Origin of the sequence: Pseudoalteromonas distincta (genome assembly GCF_005877035.1) — a bacterium.
Classification (GTDB): domain Bacteria; phylum Pseudomonadota; class Gammaproteobacteria; order Enterobacterales; family Alteromonadaceae; genus Pseudoalteromonas; species Pseudoalteromonas distincta.
Genome location: NZ_CP040558.1, coordinates 2,617,738 through 2,636,943 on the forward strand (window position 1 = coordinate 2,617,738; position 19,206 = coordinate 2,636,943).

Consider the following 19,206-nt stretch of genomic DNA (forward strand, 5'->3'; position numbering starts at 1 on the left):
TTTATTTTGTGTTAACAATATCCTGCGCTAGATTATTAGCATGCTGTACTTTTAAGGAATAAACATGACACTAACAACCCCTGGCTTACTTTTCCCGGCCATATCGCTGCTATTACTCGCCTATACAAACCGATTTTTAGTTTTAGCGCAATTAATTAGGGAGCTAAATGCACGTGAAGGTGAATCTATTCGGCCTGTTGTAGTGGCTCAAATCACTAACTTACGTAAACGTATTAAGCTAATTAGAACGATGCAAGTGTACGGGGTAGCCTCTTTTCTACTGTGTACACTATCAATGTTTGCATTATTTATTGAGTTTAATGCCACAGGAATTATTTTATTTGGCATTAGCTTAGCTTGCTTAAGTTTATCGTTATTAACGTCTTTATTTGAAATACATATTTCCTGTGATGCAATCGAGATAGAACTACAAAGCATTGAAAATAAACCACTAAGTAGCCGAATAAATAGAAATTTTGTAAAATAGTTTATTATAAATAAAACACTCTATTATTTGTCACAATCATGTTGTATGAACGCCCCTTTTTGGGGCGTACTTTTTTATTAATTAGAACAATTTAATCCAAATATACTAACTAACTTACTGACTACAAATAAGTTTACTTAGCTAGCCCATTGCAAAAACATAGATAAAATACAATAAACAACTAGTTATGAATTTAAAAAGTAATACTATTTGGTCGCTTTTCTCTTTAATTAATACTAAAAGGGGGGTATCCTGCTGGAAACACGTATGAACTTGCAACCGTATTTCAATATAGAATTTTACTAAACTTTAGAATAAAAATTAATATATTTGATGTCCGTGGTATCTGCGACTTACTTATAAAAAGGGACTATAAAGTGAGATTTGAACAATTAGAGCAATTTGTAGCACTTGGTATATTACGTCATTTTAGACAAGCTGCTGAACAAACCCAAATTAGTACTTCAGCGCTAACGCGCAGCATTCAAACACTTGAAGATGAAATGGGATATGAGTTAGTAAAACGCTCAACACGCTCTGTTAAATTAACGCCAGAAGGCGAGCTTTTTCTAGAATATGCTAAAACAACCCTATCGGAACTTGAGCTAACTAAAAAGCGGATTTTTCAATCAGTAAACGGTAATGCCAATGAAAAGCTCGTTATTGGGTATACCAATAAGGCAAGCAGCATAGTCCCTATTTCTTGTGGACAGTTTTTAGCTCAATACCCTCATATAAAAATTGAGATGCAGCTACAAGATCAGCAAGAGCTAACACGCAAACTCCAACAAGGTGAAATAGACATTAGCGTATACTCTCAAGCTATTAATAGTATTGGCAGTGACATTCACTTACCTGATCAGCTTGTGTTATTTGTTTCAAAAAATCACCCTCTTGCCCATAAAAACGATATAAGTAAACAAAACCTTGATAGCTACCCGATGTTTGGCTGTTTCTCTGAGTCTAAACAAGTACAAACTATGCTTAATGAAGCAATTGATTCTTTAAATAAATCATCAAGTATTAAAGTGGGCAGTATTGAGCAAGTAATGGCAGGTGTAGTTAAATCAGATCATTTTGCTATTGCAAGCATTGAACATGCTAATGCAATCGCAGAGAATTCTGAATTAGTACAACTTAAAACAAATAAAGATTTAAACCACGAACAACTCGTTGTACAAACAAGCCAACAGACGTCGATTACTGAACATGTAGAGCATTTACTATCGCTTATAAAAAAAGCGGGTGCTGCATTTAGCTAATCTGATGTTTCAAAAAGTGCGGCACAATAAACAGTAGCTTTTAACAGCTTTTCGGCTACACTGTCGCACCTTTTTTAAACAGCTGATGTGAATGAACACACTTTTTGGTCCTGATGTCTATTTAGATGATATAGAACGCCAAGGATATACCGTAATTCATAACGCGCTTATTGCCGATTTAGTTAACGATTTAGTTGCAGACTGCCACCGTATAAACCCTCACTTTAGCCTTGCTGGTATTGGTCGATTAAATGACTTACAAATAGATAAAACCGTACGTACTGATAAAACCTATTGGTTTGACGGCAGCTCTCAAGCACAGCTTACCTATCAAGCAATAATGCAAAGTATAAAGACCACGTTAAATCGCAGTTTTTTTATGGGGTTATTTGATTACGAATGCCATTATGCAAAATATACACAGGGTGATTTTTACAAAAAGCACTTAGATGCATTTAAAGGTCGCTCTAATCGAGTATTTACAACGGTACTTTATTTAAATACGCCTAAGCAAGGTGGCGAACTTGTTATTTATAAACCTAAAAGTAAAGAGATAGAAATAACAATTAAACCAACTGCTGGCACATTAGTAATGTTTGAAAGCGAACGCTTTGCCCACGAAGTACTTCCCGCCGTTGACGATCGCTATTCTATTGCAGGCTGGTTTAGAAAAAACGCCTCTATTAGCGGCATTATTGATCCCCCCCGATAACTCCTAATAGAGCATTTTAATAGCCTTTATTGAGGCTTTTAAAATGCTATTGGGTATGAAAGTAATAACCCTATAAAAATAGCCAAACCCACGTAATGATTATTTAAAAACGCTTTAAAACAGGCATCTCTTTCACGTTTATGAATAAGCGTTTGTTGGTATGCCAATAGGCCCGCAGCAATACTTAAACCAACGCCAAACGCGACACTTAAATGATTGCTTATACCAATAAAAGCAACCAACGCTATAAATACAGCATTAAGTAAAAAGATAATATGGCGGTCGTATTTACCAAATAAAATAGCGGTTGATTTTACCCCTATTTTTAAATCGTCGTCCCTATCAACCATCGCATACATGGTGTCGTAAGCCACTGTCCAGCAAATATTGGCTATAAATAATAACCATGCCTGCTGTGGTAGTGCATTAATTGAAGCCATATACGCCATAGGAATAGCCCAACCAAATGCAGCCCCTAAAACAACTTGAGGTAACTGTGTATAGCGCTTCATAAAGGGGTAACAAAAGGCTAAAGCCAAAGCTCCAAAAGAAAGCAAAATAGTATTAACGCTAAGCATTAATACTAAAATGAACGCAATAACTATGAGTAGTAAAAATAGACTAAGTGCTTCACCACTACTCACCTGCCCTGAAGCTAGCGGCCGTTGAGCTGTGCGTTTTACCGAGCCGTCTATTTTTCTATCTGCAAAATCATTAATTACACACCCTGCGCTACGCATAACAACAACGCCCAGCGTGAATATAATAAAGTTGAGTAAGCTCGGCATCCCACTATTAGCAAGCCATAAAGCCCAGTATGTTGGCCAAAGTAATAACAAGGTACCAATGGGCTTATCTATACGCATTAACTGTATATAATAAGGAATATGTTTTGGCTTTAAAGCGGCTAATTTCATGAGTATAAATATGCTCCAGGTAAAAACACTTCACACACTAAAAACTTATATTCTTTGAGTGAGAATACACTTCGACGCCCTAGTAAGTTTTTCTCGGGTAAGTTCAATTTTGTAACTAATTGCTGAATAGGGTGCGTGTCATCAAAATAAGCAATTTCTATATCCGTTCGTTTTAATGCTGGGTCTTGAAAAATCACATCACCTAAAGGACGCTCGCCCATATTGTGCAAAGGATTAATAGAATCATTTTTCGGAAGCCAGCTTTGTGCGTACACCACAGGTTTGTTATCGCACAGTAAGAGAACTTCTCGATTAATAGCTGTTTTAGCTGTGCTGTTTAGTAGTAAGTTTTGCTCTGGGCTTAAAGTAAATAACTGCTCACTTAATACCTTTACATTAAAAGTTTTTGAGTTACTTTTTAATTTAGCCGTTAATGAATTCTGTTCAAAAAGCCACTCTTGCTCTAGAGGAGATAAGTCACTTATATAAGAAGTGGACTGCCAATTAGCAGATATAGACAGAGGATAAGTAATCACAATAGCTCAACAAAATAAAAAACAACGAGATGATACCATTGCCAAAGCTTTTGAAAAAGTGATGTTTTATAACCATAAATAATTGCTTGGCGCTGTTTATTACCTACTATTAAGTATAAACTATTTGTAACAAGTTTTAAGAAACGCTTTAAATATGAAAAAAATAGTATACGCAGGTCTTTTTACGTTCTTTGTAAGCGTTATAAGCTTTACAGCTCGTGCTGAATCCACAGTTGGTTATTTTGGTTTTGAGCCAGATATAATCACCAACTACATTGGCGCATCAAGTAAAAAAATGGGCTATGTACGTGTAACTATTGATTTAATGCTTACTGATACTTCTGATATTGCAGTGGTTGAACACCACACGCCATTACTTCGTGATGCCCTAGTAGAGATTTTATCTAAAGAACCAGAAGAAAAAATAAAATCACTTACTGGCCGTGAAGAAATACGTGCAAAGTGCGCCGAAAAACTAAAAAGCCTGCTAAAAGAAGAAACAGGTCAAGAGATCATCCGTGAAGTCTTGTTCACTAAATATTTATATCATTAGTATTTAACGTTTAGCGTTAAATATTTTGGCGGTATAAGCAAAAGCCATACCGCTAACTAACCCACCTAAGTGCGCCCAATTAGCCATACCTACAAACAATACATCAGCAAACCCAAGCACCAACCAAATCAACATAAAACCAACAATAGCCGTACTAACTAGGGCAGGTTTGTTCGGATTTAAAAAGCTATGAATCCAACAAAAACCAAGTAATCCATATACTACGCCACTCAAACCGCCAAAGTTAGGACCAACCATTAGGTATTGCGCCCAATTACTAATAAGTGCAGTCACTAAAAACAAACCTATTAGGCTGAGTTTCCCGCATTGCTTTTCTATATTGTCACCAAGCGACATCCACCAAATTAAGTTAAACACTATATGCATCGCACTAAAGTGAACAAGTGCGGGAGTTAACCAACTTAAAGGCTGCGTAGGTTTAAACTGCATCATGGTGTAAATGGTCTCAAAACCACCTAGTAAAAAAGCAAAATAAATTATAACGCTTACAATGCTTACGGTTTGATTTAACCAGCTGAGCGCTTTAAATCGCGTCATTAGATTAAGTGATTGCCCTTGATATTTAAGCGGCGATTGTGTGCTACCTACATCCCATGAAGCTTGTTGATAGCGTTCATGGTTAGGGTTTTGTGTAAATTCGGCCCATAACGGCTGAACTTGATGAAAGTCCTCCTCAGTCACGCTAATAATGACATTACTGCCATCTGCCGAGTGTATCTTTGCATCTAGGCCTTGGCTTTTTAAATAATCTATAAAGCCTTGTGCGGCGCGCGGGTTATTTAAACTGCCAAGCTCTATCATCGCTCTACTTTCTCGCTGTAAGCAGCTTCCCAAGCTGTAAAGCCGCCATCCATACTGTAAACGTCTTCAAAACCTTGCTCAACTAGATAGCTAGCTGCGCCTTGTGAGCTCATACCGTGGTAGCAGACAATAATAATTGGCTGATCGAATTCTTTTTCCATCATAAATTGTGCGATATTACCGTTAGAAAGTGCTTCTGAGCCTGGAATGCGACCGGCTTGATACGAATTAGGATCGCGAATATCTGCAATTACCACGTCTTCTTTATCTAAAAGCTCTAACGTTTGCGCTATAGAAATATGTTTAAATGCCATTGAAATCTCTTTAATTAATAGTATAAAAAAGGCGGCTAAAGCCGCCCTTCTTGTAATTTAGTGAGGAACTAATCCCAGTTTAAAATTACTTTACCTGACTGACCTGAAATCATCATATCAAAGCCAGCTTGGAAGTCATCCACAGAATATTGATGTGTAATGATTGGGTTTAAATCTAGGCCAGATTGAATCAAACTTGCCATTTTGTACCACGTTTCGAACATTTCGCGACCGTAAATACCTTTAATCACTAAACCTTTAAAAATAACTTGGTTCCAGTCAACAGCCATATCAGATGGTGGAATACCTAGCATGGCAATTTTACCGCCGTGGTTCATATTATTAAGCATTGAATTAAACGCGCTTGGCACACCTGACATTTCAAGGCCAATATCAAAACCCTCTGTCATACCTAGCTCTTTCATTACATCTTCAAGCTTTTCATTGGCAACGTTTACAGCCCGTGAAGCCCCCATTTTACGTGCTAAATCTAGGCGGTATTCGTTTACGTCGGTAATTACAACGTGGCGAGCTCCAACATGTTTTGCAACAGCTGCTGCCATAATACCAATTGGGCCTGCACCAGTGATAAGTACATCTTCGCCAACTAAGTCGAACGATAATGCGGTATGAACTGCGTTACCAAATGGGTCGAAAATAGAAGCGAGTTCGTCAGAAATATTATCTGGAATTTTAAATGCGTTAAACGCAGGAATAACTAAATATTCGGCAAACGCACCTTCACGGTTTACACCTACCCCCGTTGTATTACGGCATAAATGTACACGCCCTGCACGACAATTTCGACAATGCCCACACGTAATATGCCCTTCGCCAGATACGCGGTCGCCAACCTGAAAGCCACGAACTTCTTGACCCATATCAACAACTTCACCAACATATTCATGGCCAACAACCATAGGCGTTGGAATAGTTTTACTTGCCCATTCGTCCCACTTATAAATATGTACGTCGGTACCACAAATAGCTGTTTTGCGAATTTTAATCAGTAAGTCGTTATGACCTACTTCTGGCTTTGGTGCATCTGTCATCCAAATGCCCGGTTCTGCTTTTAATTTAGATAATGCTTTCATAATCCACACTCAACTAAAAAACCGAAGCGAGGCTTCGGTTTAAAATAAAATTAAATAACGCCCATTTCTTTACCAATACGGGTAAATGCATCGATAGCTGTATCGAGTTGCTCAATACTATGTGCCGCTGAAATTTGTGTACGAATACGCGCTTGCCCTTTTGGTACTACAGGGAATGAAAAACCGGTTACGTAAATGCCTTCAGCAAGTAATTTATCAGCCATTAACGAGGCTACTTTGGCATCTCCTAGCATTACAGGGATAATTGCATGATCTTTACCTGCACACGTAAAACCAGCAGCTTCCATTTGCTCACGGAAGTATTTAGCATTTGACCAAAGTTTAGCGCGAAGCTCGCCGCCATTTTCAAGCATTTCAAGTACTTTAATTGATGCAGTAACAATTGAAGGCGCTAATGAGTTTGAGAACAAGTATGGGCGTGAACGCTGACGTAACCATTCAACAATTTCTTTTTTACCTGATGTATAACCACCTGAAGCACCGCCCAGCGCCTTACCTAATGTACCGGTGATAATATCTACACGGTCTAATACATTACAGTACTCAGGTGTACCCTTACCGTTTTCGCCAACAAAGCCAACTGCGTGAGAGTCATCTACCATTACAAGCGCATCATATTTATCGGCTAAGTCGCACACAGCTTCTAAATTACAAATAACGCCGTCCATAGAAAACACGCCATCGGTAGCAATTAGTTTAGTTTTAGCACCGGCTTCATCTGCTGCAATAAGTTGCTTCTCAAGATCAGCCATGTCGTTATTTGCATAACGAAAACGCTTAGCTTTACATAAACGTACACCGTCAATAATTGATGCATGATTTAATGAATCAGAAATAATAGCGTCTTCTGCGCCTAAAATAGTTTCAAACAAACCTGTGTTTGCATCAAAACATGAAGAATATAAAATAGTATCCTCTGTTTCTAAAAACGCACTGATTTTTTGCTCTAGTGTTTTATGGATATCTTGCGTGCCACAAATAAAACGTACTGAAGCCACACCAAAACCATGATTATTTAAACCATTCTGCGCCGCTTCAATTAACTCTGGGCTATTAGCTAAACCTAAATAGTTATTAGCACAAAAGTTGATTACTTTACCTGATGCAACTTCGATTTGAGCTTGCTGCTGGGACTTGATAATACGTTCGTTTTTATACAAACCTTCGGTTTTTACGTCTTCAATTTGCTGTTGTAGCTGGCTAAAAAAAGCAGATGCTCTCATCTAGGTTCTCCATATATTTGAACGGGTAAACAACCGCACTTTCGCGGCTGTTTATTATGCGGGGTATTGTAAAAGTTTAATGGGTAAAATGCACGGTTTGCAGTTCGTCGCAAACGCCCTAAGTTGGAAGGAATTCCTGCCAGTTTACAGGCTGTTTATTTATGTGTTTAAAAGTGCAGGTAAACTACTTATAGAATCGATAATTAAATCAGCTTCTTGCTTAGCGCTTTCGTCAAAGCTTTGACCTGAACGCACTAAAACACGGGTAGTGATCCCTGCTTTTTTCGCAGCCTGCATATCACTGAGTTTATCGCCCACCATAATACTGCAAGCAGGGTCGATGTTATGCTCTTGTATGCCTTGTAATAACATACCTGGCGCAGGCTTTCTGCAACTGCACTCTTTCAAATATTCAGGGTGCGCTTTTTTTGGGTGATGCGGGCAAAAATACACATCGGTAACTTCAATGCTGTGGGCACTAAACTGGTCTTTCATCCAGCCGGTCAGTGCTAAAAAATCAGCTTCGGTGTAATAACCTCGACCAATTCCAGATTGATTAGTGACGATTATGATTTTATAGCCTGCATCATAAAATGTTTTACAAGCGCTAAAAACACCGTCAATAAATTCAAATTTATCGCTTTGATACACATAACCATGATCAACATTTACCACGCCATCTCGATCTAAAAAAAGCGCTTTATTTTTTTGTTGTGTATTCATTACAAAGACTCTTTTTGTACAACATGGTCAAACATCGCTTTTACATCATCAACTGTAATTTGGCTCATTAAATCATCGCCTTTTACGCGTGTCCCCCACGAGACTTGCTCAGCCGTTTTACCTGTTTGCTTAAACAAGTTTTGATGATAAACCTCTACCACGTAGTCTTGATATAAATAAGGACCTGTGCGTGCTGGATTTGAATGTGCATATAAACCAATAACCGGCGTACCAACTGTTACTGCCATATGCGCAGGACCCGTATCGGGCGCGAGCACTAAGCTGCCACGCTTTAACACGCACAACAACTCTTTGAGTTTTGTTTTACCGACTAAATTTAAAATAGGCGTGTTGCTGTGCTCAATAATGCTATTTGCTAGGTTAATCTCAAGCTCTGTTGGGCCACCCGTCAATACCACCTTAAAGCCTTGCTCGCTTGCATAATCAGCCAATGTGGCATAACGATCAGCGAGCCAATTACGCTGCGCTTTACTAGCTGCGGGCGATATTACTAATAGTTTATTAGTTAGGTATTCTGATGTTAATAACTCATCTGCAACCGCTTGGTCTTGCTCGGTATATGGCATGTCCCAACTCGGTTTATAATCAGCTACACCAATGGCTTTTGCAAAACCTTTAAAGCCTTCAAGCACATGCGCCTGGGCTTGTGGGTCTATTCGTTTATTAATAAATAAGCTGTGCAATTCTTTTGAACGTGCCCAATCGAACCCTATTTTTACTTTTGCAGGAATACAGCGCGCTACAAACCCAGCCCTTAATGCAACTTGCATATTAAGAAGCACATCAAACTTTTGGTTGTTGAAGCGTTGCTTTAAGCTTTTAAGCGCTGCTTTGCCTTGCTTTTTATCAAATACCACCAGCTCAACACCCGGTAAGTCAGCAAGTAACATGGCTTCTATTTTGCCAATTACCCAGGTGATTTTTGCATTCGGGTGTGCTTTTTGAATGGCTTGTACAGCACTCACACCATGACATACGTCACCAATGGCAGAGAGTCTTAATATACAAATAGATGAATAATTAGGAGCTTGAGTCACACATTCCCTTAGGTATTAAATACAAAAGCCGATCTTAAATTATAATCACGCTATTGCAAGCACTTATCCTGCGCTTTAAAACGCGCTAATATAGACACATTATTTAGCAATTACACAGAGCTATGTTTAAACAACACGTGCAAGGCAACCACACTGTATTAAGGCACCCTAAATACACAAGCCAAATTACCCTCGATTGGTTTGATGCAAATTATTGGCAACAACAAAATAAAATTGTGGGTGCTAAAAAAGGTCGAGCAACTGCGTGGTTTTTTAAGCAAAACGAATTAACAGCCGTACTTAGGCATTATTGGCGCGGTGGTTTAGTGGGTAAATTGCTAAGCGATCAATATTTATACCCAGGGCTTGAAAAAACCCGTGTGTATAAAGAGTTTAGCTTAATGAGTAAACTTATAGAGCTTGGTTTAAACGTACCCACCCCTATTGCAGCTAAAGTAACCCGCAGCGGGTTAATTTATCGTGGTGATATTATTACCGAGGCTGTTAAAGGCGCTAAAAGTGTACTCGATATATTAATTGAACGCCCATTGACTGAAGATGAGTTGGAGCGCATTGCTAAAACAATCGCGCTATTTCATTCAAAAGGCGTTTACCACGCTGATTTAAACATTAATAACATTTTATTTAATGATATTGGTGATGTGTATATTATCGACTTTGACAGAGGTGAAATAAGAATGCCTAACCCACAGTGGCAACAAAGTAATATAACACGCCTTGAGCGCTCATTTTTAAAAGAACAAGGTCGAAATGATGCATTTAATTGGCAAGCGAATGACTGGCAAACTCTGCACAGCAACTACTTCAAAGCGCTCGCCAATATCAGTTAACCTAATATCAGTTAACCTAATATCAGTTAACTTAGTTAGCCAAGGCTAAATACTGCAGAGCAACTTGCTCTGCCTGTACTTGTTTTAGAATTTCTGCGTTTTCTACATTTGGCTTATCTGCTAGCACCTGCTCAACGGCATTGGCTAATGCCTCACTTTGTTGAACGGGTACTAAATATTTACTCAGCTCGCCTGTTAATATCTCGCTTGGTCCAAATGTACAATTAGTGCTAACTACCGGAGTACCCACCGCTAAAGCCTCAATTAATACCGTTGGCAGCCCTTCAAAATCAGAGCTCAAAACTAAAGCTTTGGCATGCTGAATCCAGTTGTACGGGTTTTGTTGAAATCCAGGCACTACTAACTGTTTATCTATGCCATATTGCTGTGCAAGCTTTAACGCTTTTGCAGGTTTATTACATAAAAGGACTAACTTGTATTTTTTATCAAGCTTTGCAAATGCTGCAAATAATATATCGTGGCGTTTTTGTTTGGCGAGCCTTCCTACATGAATTAAGTAAGGCTCATTTGGGATATTGTTATTTTTCTCATTTGCTTGTTGGTTTATTTTTTCAAAATCGAACGGGTTATAAATAGTCGCGATTGCACTTGGGTTAATTAAATCCCCTTGTGTTATTTCTTTTTCAACACCCTTTGATACGCAAATAAGTGATTTACCATTTAAGTTTTGCTTACTTTTTTTAAGGTATAAATATGAAAATGGACCTAACTTTTTTTGACGGGCAAGTTCTGCATTAACTGAGTTATGAATAACAAAATGAACATTTTTGATATTACTACGTGCAAGTAAATTATTACTTCTATCAAGGTTAGAAAGCACTAGATCAATATTGCCAATCTCGCTTTGTTTTTTTTCAAACCACGCTTCTAATCGCAAAATACTGTTTTTTCGCTGCCAGAATCTATCTACTTTAGATGCTCTATCAGGAAAAAGGCTATCAACTTTAACTATATCAGGAATGTCATACTCAGCGTTGCTCGCAAGAGATAATATAGTGACGTTGTGCTGTAGTTTCGCCATTTTTTCAGCCAAAGTAAGCATTACTTTTTCAGCACCACCACCTACTAGTGAATCAATTACAATCACTATATTCATAAGCGATCTCCTACAAGCATATTTTTTATACCAGTAGTGATCACGTCGAAGCTATGTGTGCTATCGAGTTGCTTATACTTACCAATAAATTCACTATAAAAAGGCTCGGTAATAACTTGAGCTATTTTCGTTGTAATTTCATCAATATCAAGATTCGCTTTTATTACAACACCTGCATTAACGCAATGATCCAATCGTGTATTTTGATCTTTTGAGATAGCACATGCCACAACAGGGGTTTGAACTGCAATTGCTTGCAATAAGGTATCTCCACCACTAAGTAATGCGACTTTAGCTTGGCTCATTAATGCCAAAAATTCGGTTCCTTGCAGGCTTGATAAACAAGTAACCTCATCACTTTTAGGAATTGCTTTATTATAATTTGCACCAAACACTACAACTGCTTTTAAACCAGTATGCTTAGTAATTTTAAGCGCGGCTTTAAAGTAAACCTCAGCACAATTAAGATTATTTAATATATGCCCGCCAGAACCCGCATTAACAATAAAATAGCCATCAGATACTAAGTTATAGCGATTTAAAACATCACGTTTTTGCTCACAAGAAGCAAATGGAACAAAAGGGCCTACATTACGAGGGTGTGCCAAGGGAAACATGTCTAACTTCGCACTTTCAGCCCATGTAAGTGGCTCAATACAATAATCAGGCTGTACAACCCAATGTGTATCAATTAAATTAATCCTGTTTAGCTTCAAGCCCTTAGCGCGTTTTTTTGCATGCTGAGAAATAAATACAACTTTAGCGCCTACTTTTTTAGCCGCTTTCATATGCCCTGCACGTCCTGCACAATCAAAAACAACGACGTCAGGTTTAAATTGCTCTATAAAGTCGCAAACAGAATCAAGCTCTTTAGTCGCTGAGTGTTCAAGCAATGTGGCTTCAAAAGGACACTTTTTTGCGTAGCTTGTATGCTTGTTTAGTATGAAGTGAATATCGAGAGAATCAGTAAGTTCTGCCTTTAAACTTTGAGCCAACAACAACGAGCGCATATATTCACCAATGCCTTCTGGTGATGATACGGGAATAAATAAAAGTCGTTTGTTGCTCATTACATTCTCAATTTCCTATTTGAACTCCAGTATACCAATCAGATACTTATTACGATAGCTAGGTTACATTTTAATATATTAAATTAGCCCTATAAATTTGATTATTTACTGCAATAACAAGCTTAGGTTGATAAACTTAGCCGCAATCTAAATCACAAGGATCTGAACTTTGCGAAACAGAATTTTTCTTCTTTCTTCTCTTTTTTGCGCTATGAGCGCGTCAGTTAATGCTGAGCCATGGGTAAAACCCGATGATTACGGTCTTAGAGCTGATATTCAACAATTAGCTGATGCCGGTGTTATTTTAGCTCCTGTAACTACCTATCCGCTTATGTGGAAAAGTTTTATAAGTGATGTGAAAAGCATGCCGCTTGAGCAATTATCTCCAAGCTTGCAAGATGCTTTACTTCGCGTTAAGCATCGATATAAATCAGAAAATAGCAGCTCGCATAGTCTTCAATTATCAGCTTTTGCAGCCACAGATCCTATTGTAGCAACAAGCTTTGGTGCAACAAATACACAAGAAACAGAGCTTTCAGCAGCTTACGCTTATTTAGGCGATAACTTTGCAGCTAAAGTAGCTATAAATTACAGAAAAGACGGTAAAAAATGTTTAGTTGATGGAAAAACGACTGACGATATAGTTACCGATGAGCAAGCTTTAACCGATTGTAACGATACCTCACTTGACGATAGTTACTTAGCTTACCGTTTAGGTAACTGGATTTTTAGAGCCGGTGCTGTTGAGCAATTTTGGGGACCTGGTGTTGATAACAGCTTAATTATGTCTGGTAATGCGAAACCTTTACCTGCACTAAGTGTAACCAGAGAAAAAAGTACTGCTTTTGAATCACCATGGTTAAGCTGGATTGGTCAATGGGGCTTTACCGCACAAATGGCTAAACTTGAGTCTACACGTGTAATTCCTGATGCTTTACTTTGGAGCAGTAGATTAAATATACGCCCAATACAACAATTAGAAATTGCTGTTAGCTGGTCTGCGCAATGGGCAGGTGACGGACAACCGGGCTCTGCGGGTGATTTTATTGATGTCATAACTGGGCAAACAGCATGTATTGATGGCAATGTTAGTTGCGATAGCCAATTAGAGTCAAAAATAGGTAATCAATTAGCTGGCATAGATATTCGCTGGTCAGATACACTTTTCAACCAACCTTATGCTGTTTATGCCAGTACGATTGGCGAAGATGCCAGTTCACAATTTAAACCCGCTGATAGAGCCTACTTATTTGGTGTACAGACAACACAACGTGTATATGATCAAAACTTATTAATAAATGTAGAGTACATAGACACAGGTGTTTCATGTTCAGCAGAGTCTACCAATGAAAATTGCTACTATGAGCATTCAGATTACAAATCGGGTTACCGTTACCACGGTCGCACTATTGGCTCTACTTATGATAACGATGCACAGTCAGTTGTTTTAACCCTGTTAGGTCAGTTATCTAATGGAGACGATTGGCAGGTAAAATTACGCAGTGTTGATTACAACAGCGATAACCGTGACCTTTATCCTAACAATCCAGACTTAGGAAATACAATTACTAAAACAGGGTTTAATAGTAAGCAATTAGAGCTTCGTTATAGAATGCTTTCGATGGGAGGGCGAGTCACTTTAGGTGCTTTTGCATCTAACAACGACGGTGCTGAAAACGATACATCAGCATTTGCTAAGTACGAATATAACTTTTAATACGTTACTATTAATAAAGTAACGTATTAAATGTAAAAAAGGGATGAAAACAGTGTTTTCATCCCTTTTTTGTATTTGTTAAGTAAACTTAATCTGTAATTACTGTTTAATTTTACTAATTACTTTTGATGTTGAGCACCCATCTAAAAATTCAAGCACTTCAACTTTTCCGCCATGGCGAAGTACGTGCTCAGCACCCGCTATTTGCTCTACGGTGTAGTCGCCACCTTTAACTAAAATATCAGGGCTTATTTGCTCAATTAATTTAGCGGGAGTATCGTTTTCATCTAAGCTACCAAACGGAATAACCCAATCAACTGATGAAAGTGCGCTAAGTACCATCGCACGCTCATCTAGTGGGTTAATAGGACGTTCAGCCCCTTTTAAACGCGTAATAGATTCATCATTATTTAATCCAACAACGAGTCTATCGCCTCGTGCTTTAGCTTGCGCTAAATAACGTACATGCCCGGCGTGTAAAATATCAAAACAGCCATTAGTGAATACAATGGTTTCGCCGTTTTGTTTTGCAAATTCAATATGCTGAAGTACATCATCAAATGGTGTTTGGTAATGCTCACCCGTAGTATGTAAATACTGACCAAGCTTGCGGCTTAGCTCTTCTGGCGAGACAGTTGCAGCCCCAAACTTACTCACAACGATGCCTGCGGCTAAATTAGCAATTTCGACAGCATCTTTAGGTTCCATGCCCGCGCCAAGCATAACAGCGAGTGTAGCTATAACCGTATCACCGGCCCCGGTTACATCGCTTACTTCAAGCTCTTGCGCTGCAAAATCAAATTTTTCATCTGCACTAATAAGCGACATACCTTGCTCAGAACGCGTAAGTAACATAGCTTTAATGCCATTTTTGCTTATTAAATCACGCGCACTTGCTGCTAAAGCCTCTTCTGAATCGGTTTGACCACCCGCTAACTTAAACTCATGTAAATTAGGTGTAATGTAATCAGCACCTTCATATAAATGTAAATCTGGCGATTTAGGGTCGATTAAAACCGTTTTTCCGGCGCCCTTAGCAAGGCTTACCATTTCTTTAATTAAACTCAAAGATCCTTTGCTGTAATCAGAAAACACAATAAAATCGTATTCATCAAGTACAAGCTCTAAACGGTTTAATAAAAGTTGGCTATGTTGCTCGGTAAATGTTTCTTCTAAATCAAGACGAACCAGTTGTTGGTGGCGGCTAATAACACGCATTTTTGAAATAGTCGGTAAATCACATACACTGACTAATTGTGAACTTATTTTTTCACCTTTTAGAATAGTCTCTAAAATCTGCCCGCTTTCATCTTCACCAATTAAGCCCAGTAAGCCAACTTTTGCATCTAACCGCGCTATATTTTTTGCAACGTTAGCTGCGCCGCCCGCTTTGTCTTCAAATTTACTCACTTTAACAACCGGTACTGGCGCTTCTGGCGAAATGCGACCTGTATCACCATACCAATAGCGGTCTAGCATTACATCGCCAACAACTAATATTCGTGCCGCTGATAAGTTTTTTAATAACGATAAATCCATTACTGCTGCTCCGCAACAACCATATCCATGGCTTCACATAACCAGTGACCTATAAACATGTGAGCTTCTTGAATACGTGCTGTTTCGTCATTTTTTATAATAATAGGTAACTTAGCAATATCTTTTACTTTGCCGCCATCACGTCCAGTTAATGCCACAGTAAAAGCGCCTAGTTTATTTGCAGCTTCCAATGCTAAATTAATATTGTTACTAGTACCTGATGTGGTTAAACCAATTACTAAATCTTCTGGCTTACATAACGCTTGAACTTGGCGTTCAAACACCGTATCAAAGTGATAATCGTTGCTGTGCGCTGTTAAAATAGAGGTGTCGGTAGTCAATGCCATTGAAGCAAGCGGACCACGTTCTAATTTATAACGCACTACAAATTCTGCTGCTAAATGCTGTGCATCTGCTGCACTACCACCGTTACCAAACCAAACAATCTTGCCACCAGCTTGTAATGCACTATGGCATGCTTCTAACAATTGCATAGATTCTTGATGATAAGCCTCCATCGTTTCAAATAATGCCTGATGACGGTTTAATGTTTCAACGTAGCTAGTTGCCACTGAATCGATAATTGACATGAAAAAATTCCTCTTGGAACTGAAATGGCAGGAAAAATTAAATTCATTATTCCATAATTTTATTTAATTGTGTGTATTTTATCGGGTTATAACTGAACCCAGACCATATTTTATAACGAGTCTGTTTAGAAAACGGCTATTTCACGGTAAACTAACGCCACTTCCCTTTAAGAAAGATCAGTATGGCACGCATTTTTTACTCATTCGCATTAATTATTATTAGCCCACTGATTGTATTTTATCTCTATATTTTACGAGGTAAAAAAAACCAAGGCTATCGTGCACACTTTAAAGAGCGCTTTGGGTTTGTCAGTAAGTCTTTATTTACGGTTAAAACTAAACCTTTAGTTTTTCATTGTGCTTCTGTTGGTGAGGTACTTGCCGCAACGCCACTTATTAAAGCTTTGCAAAAAGCGCATCCAAACTTAAATATACTTATAACCTGTAATACTCCAACAGGCAGAGAGCAAATACTTAGCCAGTTTAAAAATACTGTAGCGTGTAGCTATTTACCAATCGATTTTCCGTTTGCGACGGCTCGATTTTTAAAGCGTATAAAGCCACAAGCATTATGTATCTTAGAAACCGAGCTATGGCCAAATTTAATGGCGATAAGCCACAAAAAAAACATACCAGTACTTGTCATCAATGCAAGACTCTCTGAAAAGTCGCAGCAGGGCTATCAAAAGGTCGCTAAATTAACGCATATTATTATGCGCTCAATTACAGTACTTGCGAGTCACAATAAAACAGATGCTAAACGTTTTATAGAGCTTGGTCTTGAGACTTCAAAAAGCCATGTAACAGGCTCAATAAAATTTGATATAACACCAAGTGAAGAGCAACTAGCTAAAGTACTCAACCTTAAACAGCTTTATAGTAATAATGAACGCTTTATGTGGGTGGCAGGCTCAACACATCCTGTTGAGCATGAGCTGGTACTTTCAGCCCATCAAGAGTTACTAAAAAAACAACCGAACGCATTACTTATAATTGCCCCGCGCCATCCAGAGCAATTTGACAAAGTGGCAGAGCTTTTAACGCAAAGCCCACTTAGCTTTAGCCGTCGTAGCCAAAATAACTATAATAATGAGCAAGTACTTCTTGCTGATACGCTTGGTGAATTACAGTATTTATATGGCGCTGCAAATGTGAGCTTTATTGGTGGCAGCTTAATTCGCAGAGGTGGGCATAACCCACTGGAATCAGCAGCGTTTTCGGTAGGTGTAATAACAGGTCCACACACATACAATTTTGACCATGTTTATCCCGAGCTAACAAAGCTCAAAGGTGCTGTAGTGGTTGATAGTAACGACGAACTCGCAAAGCAGCTTATAACGTTTAGCCAAAACACAAAAGCGTGCCAAACCTTAGGTATTAAAGCTGCGCAATGCGTAACTAAAAACCAAGGTGCTATACAAAAAACACTTACCATTATTAATCAATATTTAGAGCCAAAACCGTGACCAACATAGCTATAATCCAAACCCGCGAATGGGTATCATCTGTTATTGTTAAATATAACTTTTGCCCGTTTGCTCGAAAAGAAGTAGAAAATAACTGTATTCATTACATAGTAAGTCCAGCAGCAAGTGTGGATGATGCTGTAATGGATATGCTTGAGCAATGTGTTGAGCTTGACCGTGAACTAGAGCGCGAAACAACCCTTATCATGTTTGACAATGGCTTTAGTGACTTTGAAGACTTTTTAGACTTGGTCGATTTAGCTAATGCACTTTTAGTCGCGCAGGGCTTTGAAGGTAAGTATCAAATCGCTAATTTTCATCCTGACTACGTATTTGCTGATAGTGATGAAACCGATGCCGCAAACTACACAAATAGAGCGCCCTTTCCTACATTGCATTTAATCCGCGAAGCAAGTATGAGCGAAGCACTTGATAGTTATAACGAGCCTGAATCTATTCCTGAGCATAATATAAATCTAGCAAGGCGTAAGGGGATTGATTTTTGGCAGCAGTTACTTGAAGGCTGTAAAAAACCGAGCGCTTAAATGCTCGGTTTTATTTTGGTTTGTGCAAAACAAGACAATAACAAACGCTTATTTTTTAACCCAGTTACCATTTACTTCAACGTAATGACCACTTTGGGTTTTTTCAATTGTTTTAGCAGCAGCAAGCGCTTCTACTTGTGAAAGTGACAAGTTATTCTTTTTAGCCAACTTTAAGTACTGCGCTTTACGCTTTGCATTTATATCATCAACAACGGCTTTTGCTTCTGCGTTTTGTACAACAAGCCCTAAATAACCAGAGCTATCTTCACCTACTAAACCTTGGTTTTTAGCGTCATCAAGGCTAATAGCCCACGCAGAGAACGACATACATACTGCACTAACTAACGTAATAATGTTTAATTTTTTCTTCGTATTCATGTTCTAGCTCCTTAAAATAACTCACTGTCGTCACTAAATAAATTGTCGAGTTCTTTATCTACTTTTACGCGAATTTCGTGATCGACCTTCACATTTAAATTAATAGTAATGGGCTCTTTAGCAGACACCTCAACACGATGCGTGCAAGCACTTAGTGCACTAATAGCACTCAGTGCGAGCAGTACTTTTATCAATAACGACTGTCTCATTA

General features: G+C 38.5%; 22 protein-coding genes. 8 read left to right on the forward strand and 14 right to left on the reverse strand.

What is annotated here, in order from left to right; genetic code table 11:
* The first annotated feature begins 64 nt into the window (after positions 1-64).
* The 3 genes from FFU37_RS11665 to FFU37_RS11675 all read left to right on the forward strand — a co-directional run bounded on the left by FFU37_RS11665 (position 65) and on the right by FFU37_RS11675 (position 2,461).
* On the forward strand, positions 65-487 hold the full coding sequence (locus FFU37_RS11665) for a DUF2721 domain-containing protein (RefSeq protein ID WP_002961042.1): 423 nt from the start codon (positions 65-67) through the stop codon (positions 485-487).
* A gap of 377 nt (positions 488-864) precedes the next feature.
* A complete protein-coding gene (locus FFU37_RS11670) occupies positions 865-1,749 on the forward strand; it encodes a LysR family transcriptional regulator (RefSeq protein ID WP_138489549.1) in 885 nt (294 codons plus the stop codon).
* Positions 1,750-1,840: 91 nt separating this feature from the next.
* Complete coding sequence (locus FFU37_RS11675; RefSeq protein WP_002961046.1) at positions 1,841-2,461, forward strand: 2OG-Fe(II) oxygenase; 621 nt, start codon at positions 1,841-1,843, stop codon at positions 2,459-2,461.
* Positions 2,462-2,499: 38 nt separating this feature from the next.
* On the opposite strand, the gene ubiA is transcribed toward FFU37_RS11675, so the two are convergent.
* Together ubiA and FFU37_RS11685 are read right to left on the reverse strand one after the other, a co-directional pair.
* Complete coding sequence (gene ubiA, locus FFU37_RS11680) at positions 2,500-3,378, reverse strand: 4-hydroxybenzoate octaprenyltransferase (protein ID WP_138489550.1); 879 nt, start codon at positions 3,376-3,378, stop codon at positions 2,500-2,502.
* Positions 3,375-3,914, reverse strand: a complete 540-nt coding sequence (locus FFU37_RS11685; RefSeq protein WP_002961048.1) for a chorismate--pyruvate lyase family protein — start codon at positions 3,912-3,914, stop codon at positions 3,375-3,377. The genes ubiA and FFU37_RS11685 overlap by 4 nt, the downstream gene beginning before the upstream one ends.
* A 154-nt stretch (positions 3,915-4,068) precedes the next feature.
* Between FFU37_RS11685 and FFU37_RS11690 the strand changes: the two genes are divergently transcribed.
* A complete protein-coding gene (locus FFU37_RS11690) occupies positions 4,069-4,467 on the forward strand; it encodes a flagellar basal body-associated protein FliL (protein WP_002961049.1) in 399 nt (132 codons plus the stop codon).
* 3 nt (positions 4,468-4,470) lie between these two features.
* Here the strand turns inward: FFU37_RS11690 and glpG are convergent, their stop codons facing one another.
* The 6 genes from glpG to FFU37_RS11720 form a co-directional block, all read right to left on the reverse strand.
* Positions 4,471-5,289 (reverse strand): rhomboid family intramembrane serine protease GlpG, encoded by an 819-nt coding sequence (gene glpG, locus FFU37_RS11695; RefSeq protein ID WP_039489665.1) that lies wholly within the window; start codon positions 5,287-5,289, stop codon positions 4,471-4,473.
* The gene (gene glpE / locus FFU37_RS11700; protein ID WP_010554397.1) at positions 5,286-5,603 is read right to left on the reverse strand and encodes a thiosulfate sulfurtransferase GlpE; all 318 of its coding nucleotides are present in this window, start codon (positions 5,601-5,603) and stop codon (positions 5,286-5,288) included. Before glpE ends, glpG begins: the two co-directional genes overlap by 4 nt.
* 68 nt (positions 5,604-5,671) lie before the next feature.
* The gene (tdh, locus tag FFU37_RS11705; protein WP_024595694.1) at positions 5,672-6,697 is read right to left on the reverse strand and encodes an L-threonine 3-dehydrogenase; all 1,026 of its coding nucleotides are present in this window, start codon (positions 6,695-6,697) and stop codon (positions 5,672-5,674) included.
* A gap of 50 nt (positions 6,698-6,747) precedes the next feature.
* A complete protein-coding gene (locus tag FFU37_RS11710) occupies positions 6,748-7,941 on the reverse strand; it encodes a glycine C-acetyltransferase (RefSeq protein ID WP_002961055.1) in 1,194 nt (397 codons plus the stop codon).
* A 159-nt stretch (positions 7,942-8,100) separates the two neighbouring features.
* Positions 8,101-8,664 (reverse strand): D-glycero-beta-D-manno-heptose 1,7-bisphosphate 7-phosphatase, encoded by a 564-nt coding sequence (gene gmhB, locus FFU37_RS11715; RefSeq protein WP_138489551.1) that lies wholly within the window; start codon positions 8,662-8,664, stop codon positions 8,101-8,103.
* Positions 8,664-9,722 carry a glycosyltransferase family 9 protein gene (locus tag FFU37_RS11720; protein ID WP_039489662.1) on the reverse strand — a complete coding sequence of 353 codons (1,059 nt, stop codon included), beginning with the start codon at positions 9,720-9,722 and terminating at the stop codon, positions 8,664-8,666. Before FFU37_RS11720 ends, gmhB begins: the two co-directional genes overlap by 1 nt.
* 122 nt (positions 9,723-9,844) lie before the next feature.
* Here FFU37_RS11720 and FFU37_RS11725 point away from each other — a divergent pair, with 122 nt between their 5' ends.
* The gene (locus FFU37_RS11725; protein WP_138489552.1) at positions 9,845-10,573 is read left to right on the forward strand and encodes a 3-deoxy-D-manno-octulosonic acid kinase; all 729 of its coding nucleotides are present in this window, start codon (positions 9,845-9,847) and stop codon (positions 10,571-10,573) included.
* Positions 10,574-10,604: 31 nt separating this feature from the next.
* Here FFU37_RS11725 and FFU37_RS11730 read toward each other — a convergent pair whose 3' ends face one another.
* Both FFU37_RS11730 and FFU37_RS11735 read right to left on the reverse strand, forming a co-directional pair.
* Positions 10,605-11,690, reverse strand: a complete 1,086-nt coding sequence (locus FFU37_RS11730) for a glycosyltransferase (protein WP_138489553.1) — start codon at positions 11,688-11,690, stop codon at positions 10,605-10,607.
* Positions 11,687-12,760: a glycosyltransferase gene (locus FFU37_RS11735; protein ID WP_024604042.1), complete on the reverse strand. Its 1,074-nt coding sequence runs from the start codon at positions 12,758-12,760 to the stop codon at positions 11,687-11,689. Before FFU37_RS11735 ends, FFU37_RS11730 begins: the two co-directional genes overlap by 4 nt.
* A 211-nt stretch (positions 12,761-12,971) precedes the next feature.
* Here FFU37_RS11735 and FFU37_RS11740 point away from each other — a divergent pair, with 211 nt between their 5' ends.
* Positions 12,972-14,477 (forward strand): capsule assembly Wzi family protein, encoded by a 1,506-nt coding sequence (locus FFU37_RS11740; RefSeq protein ID WP_002961063.1) that lies wholly within the window; start codon positions 12,972-12,974, stop codon positions 14,475-14,477.
* A gap of 99 nt (positions 14,478-14,576) precedes the next feature.
* On the opposite strand, the gene hldE is transcribed toward FFU37_RS11740, so the two are convergent.
* Both hldE and FFU37_RS11750 read right to left on the reverse strand, forming a co-directional pair.
* A complete protein-coding gene (hldE, locus tag FFU37_RS11745) occupies positions 14,577-16,016 on the reverse strand; it encodes a bifunctional D-glycero-beta-D-manno-heptose-7-phosphate kinase/D-glycero-beta-D-manno-heptose 1-phosphate adenylyltransferase HldE (protein WP_002961064.1) in 1,440 nt (479 codons plus the stop codon).
* Positions 16,016-16,606, reverse strand: a complete 591-nt coding sequence (locus tag FFU37_RS11750) for an SIS domain-containing protein (protein ID WP_002961065.1) — start codon at positions 16,604-16,606, stop codon at positions 16,016-16,018. The genes hldE and FFU37_RS11750 overlap by 1 nt, the downstream gene beginning before the upstream one ends.
* 182 nt (positions 16,607-16,788) lie before the next feature.
* Between FFU37_RS11750 and waaA the strand changes: the two genes are divergently transcribed.
* Positions 16,789-18,072 (forward strand): lipid IV(A) 3-deoxy-D-manno-octulosonic acid transferase, encoded by a 1,284-nt coding sequence (gene waaA, locus FFU37_RS11755; protein WP_138489554.1) that lies wholly within the window; start codon positions 16,789-16,791, stop codon positions 18,070-18,072.
* A complete protein-coding gene (locus tag FFU37_RS11760) occupies positions 18,069-18,617 on the forward strand; it encodes a DUF1415 domain-containing protein (protein WP_138489555.1) in 549 nt (182 codons plus the stop codon). Before waaA ends, FFU37_RS11760 begins: the two co-directional genes overlap by 4 nt.
* A 48-nt stretch (positions 18,618-18,665) precedes the next feature.
* Here the strand turns inward: FFU37_RS11760 and FFU37_RS11765 are convergent, their stop codons facing one another.
* Positions 18,666-18,995: a YdbL family probable chaperone protein gene (locus tag FFU37_RS11765; protein WP_002961068.1), complete on the reverse strand. Its 330-nt coding sequence runs from the start codon at positions 18,993-18,995 to the stop codon at positions 18,666-18,668.
* Positions 18,996-19,006: 11 nt separating this feature from the next.
* Complete coding sequence (locus FFU37_RS11770; RefSeq protein ID WP_007378800.1) at positions 19,007-19,204, reverse strand: YnbE family lipoprotein; 198 nt, start codon at positions 19,202-19,204, stop codon at positions 19,007-19,009.
* Positions 19,205-19,206: the final 2 nt, after the last annotated feature.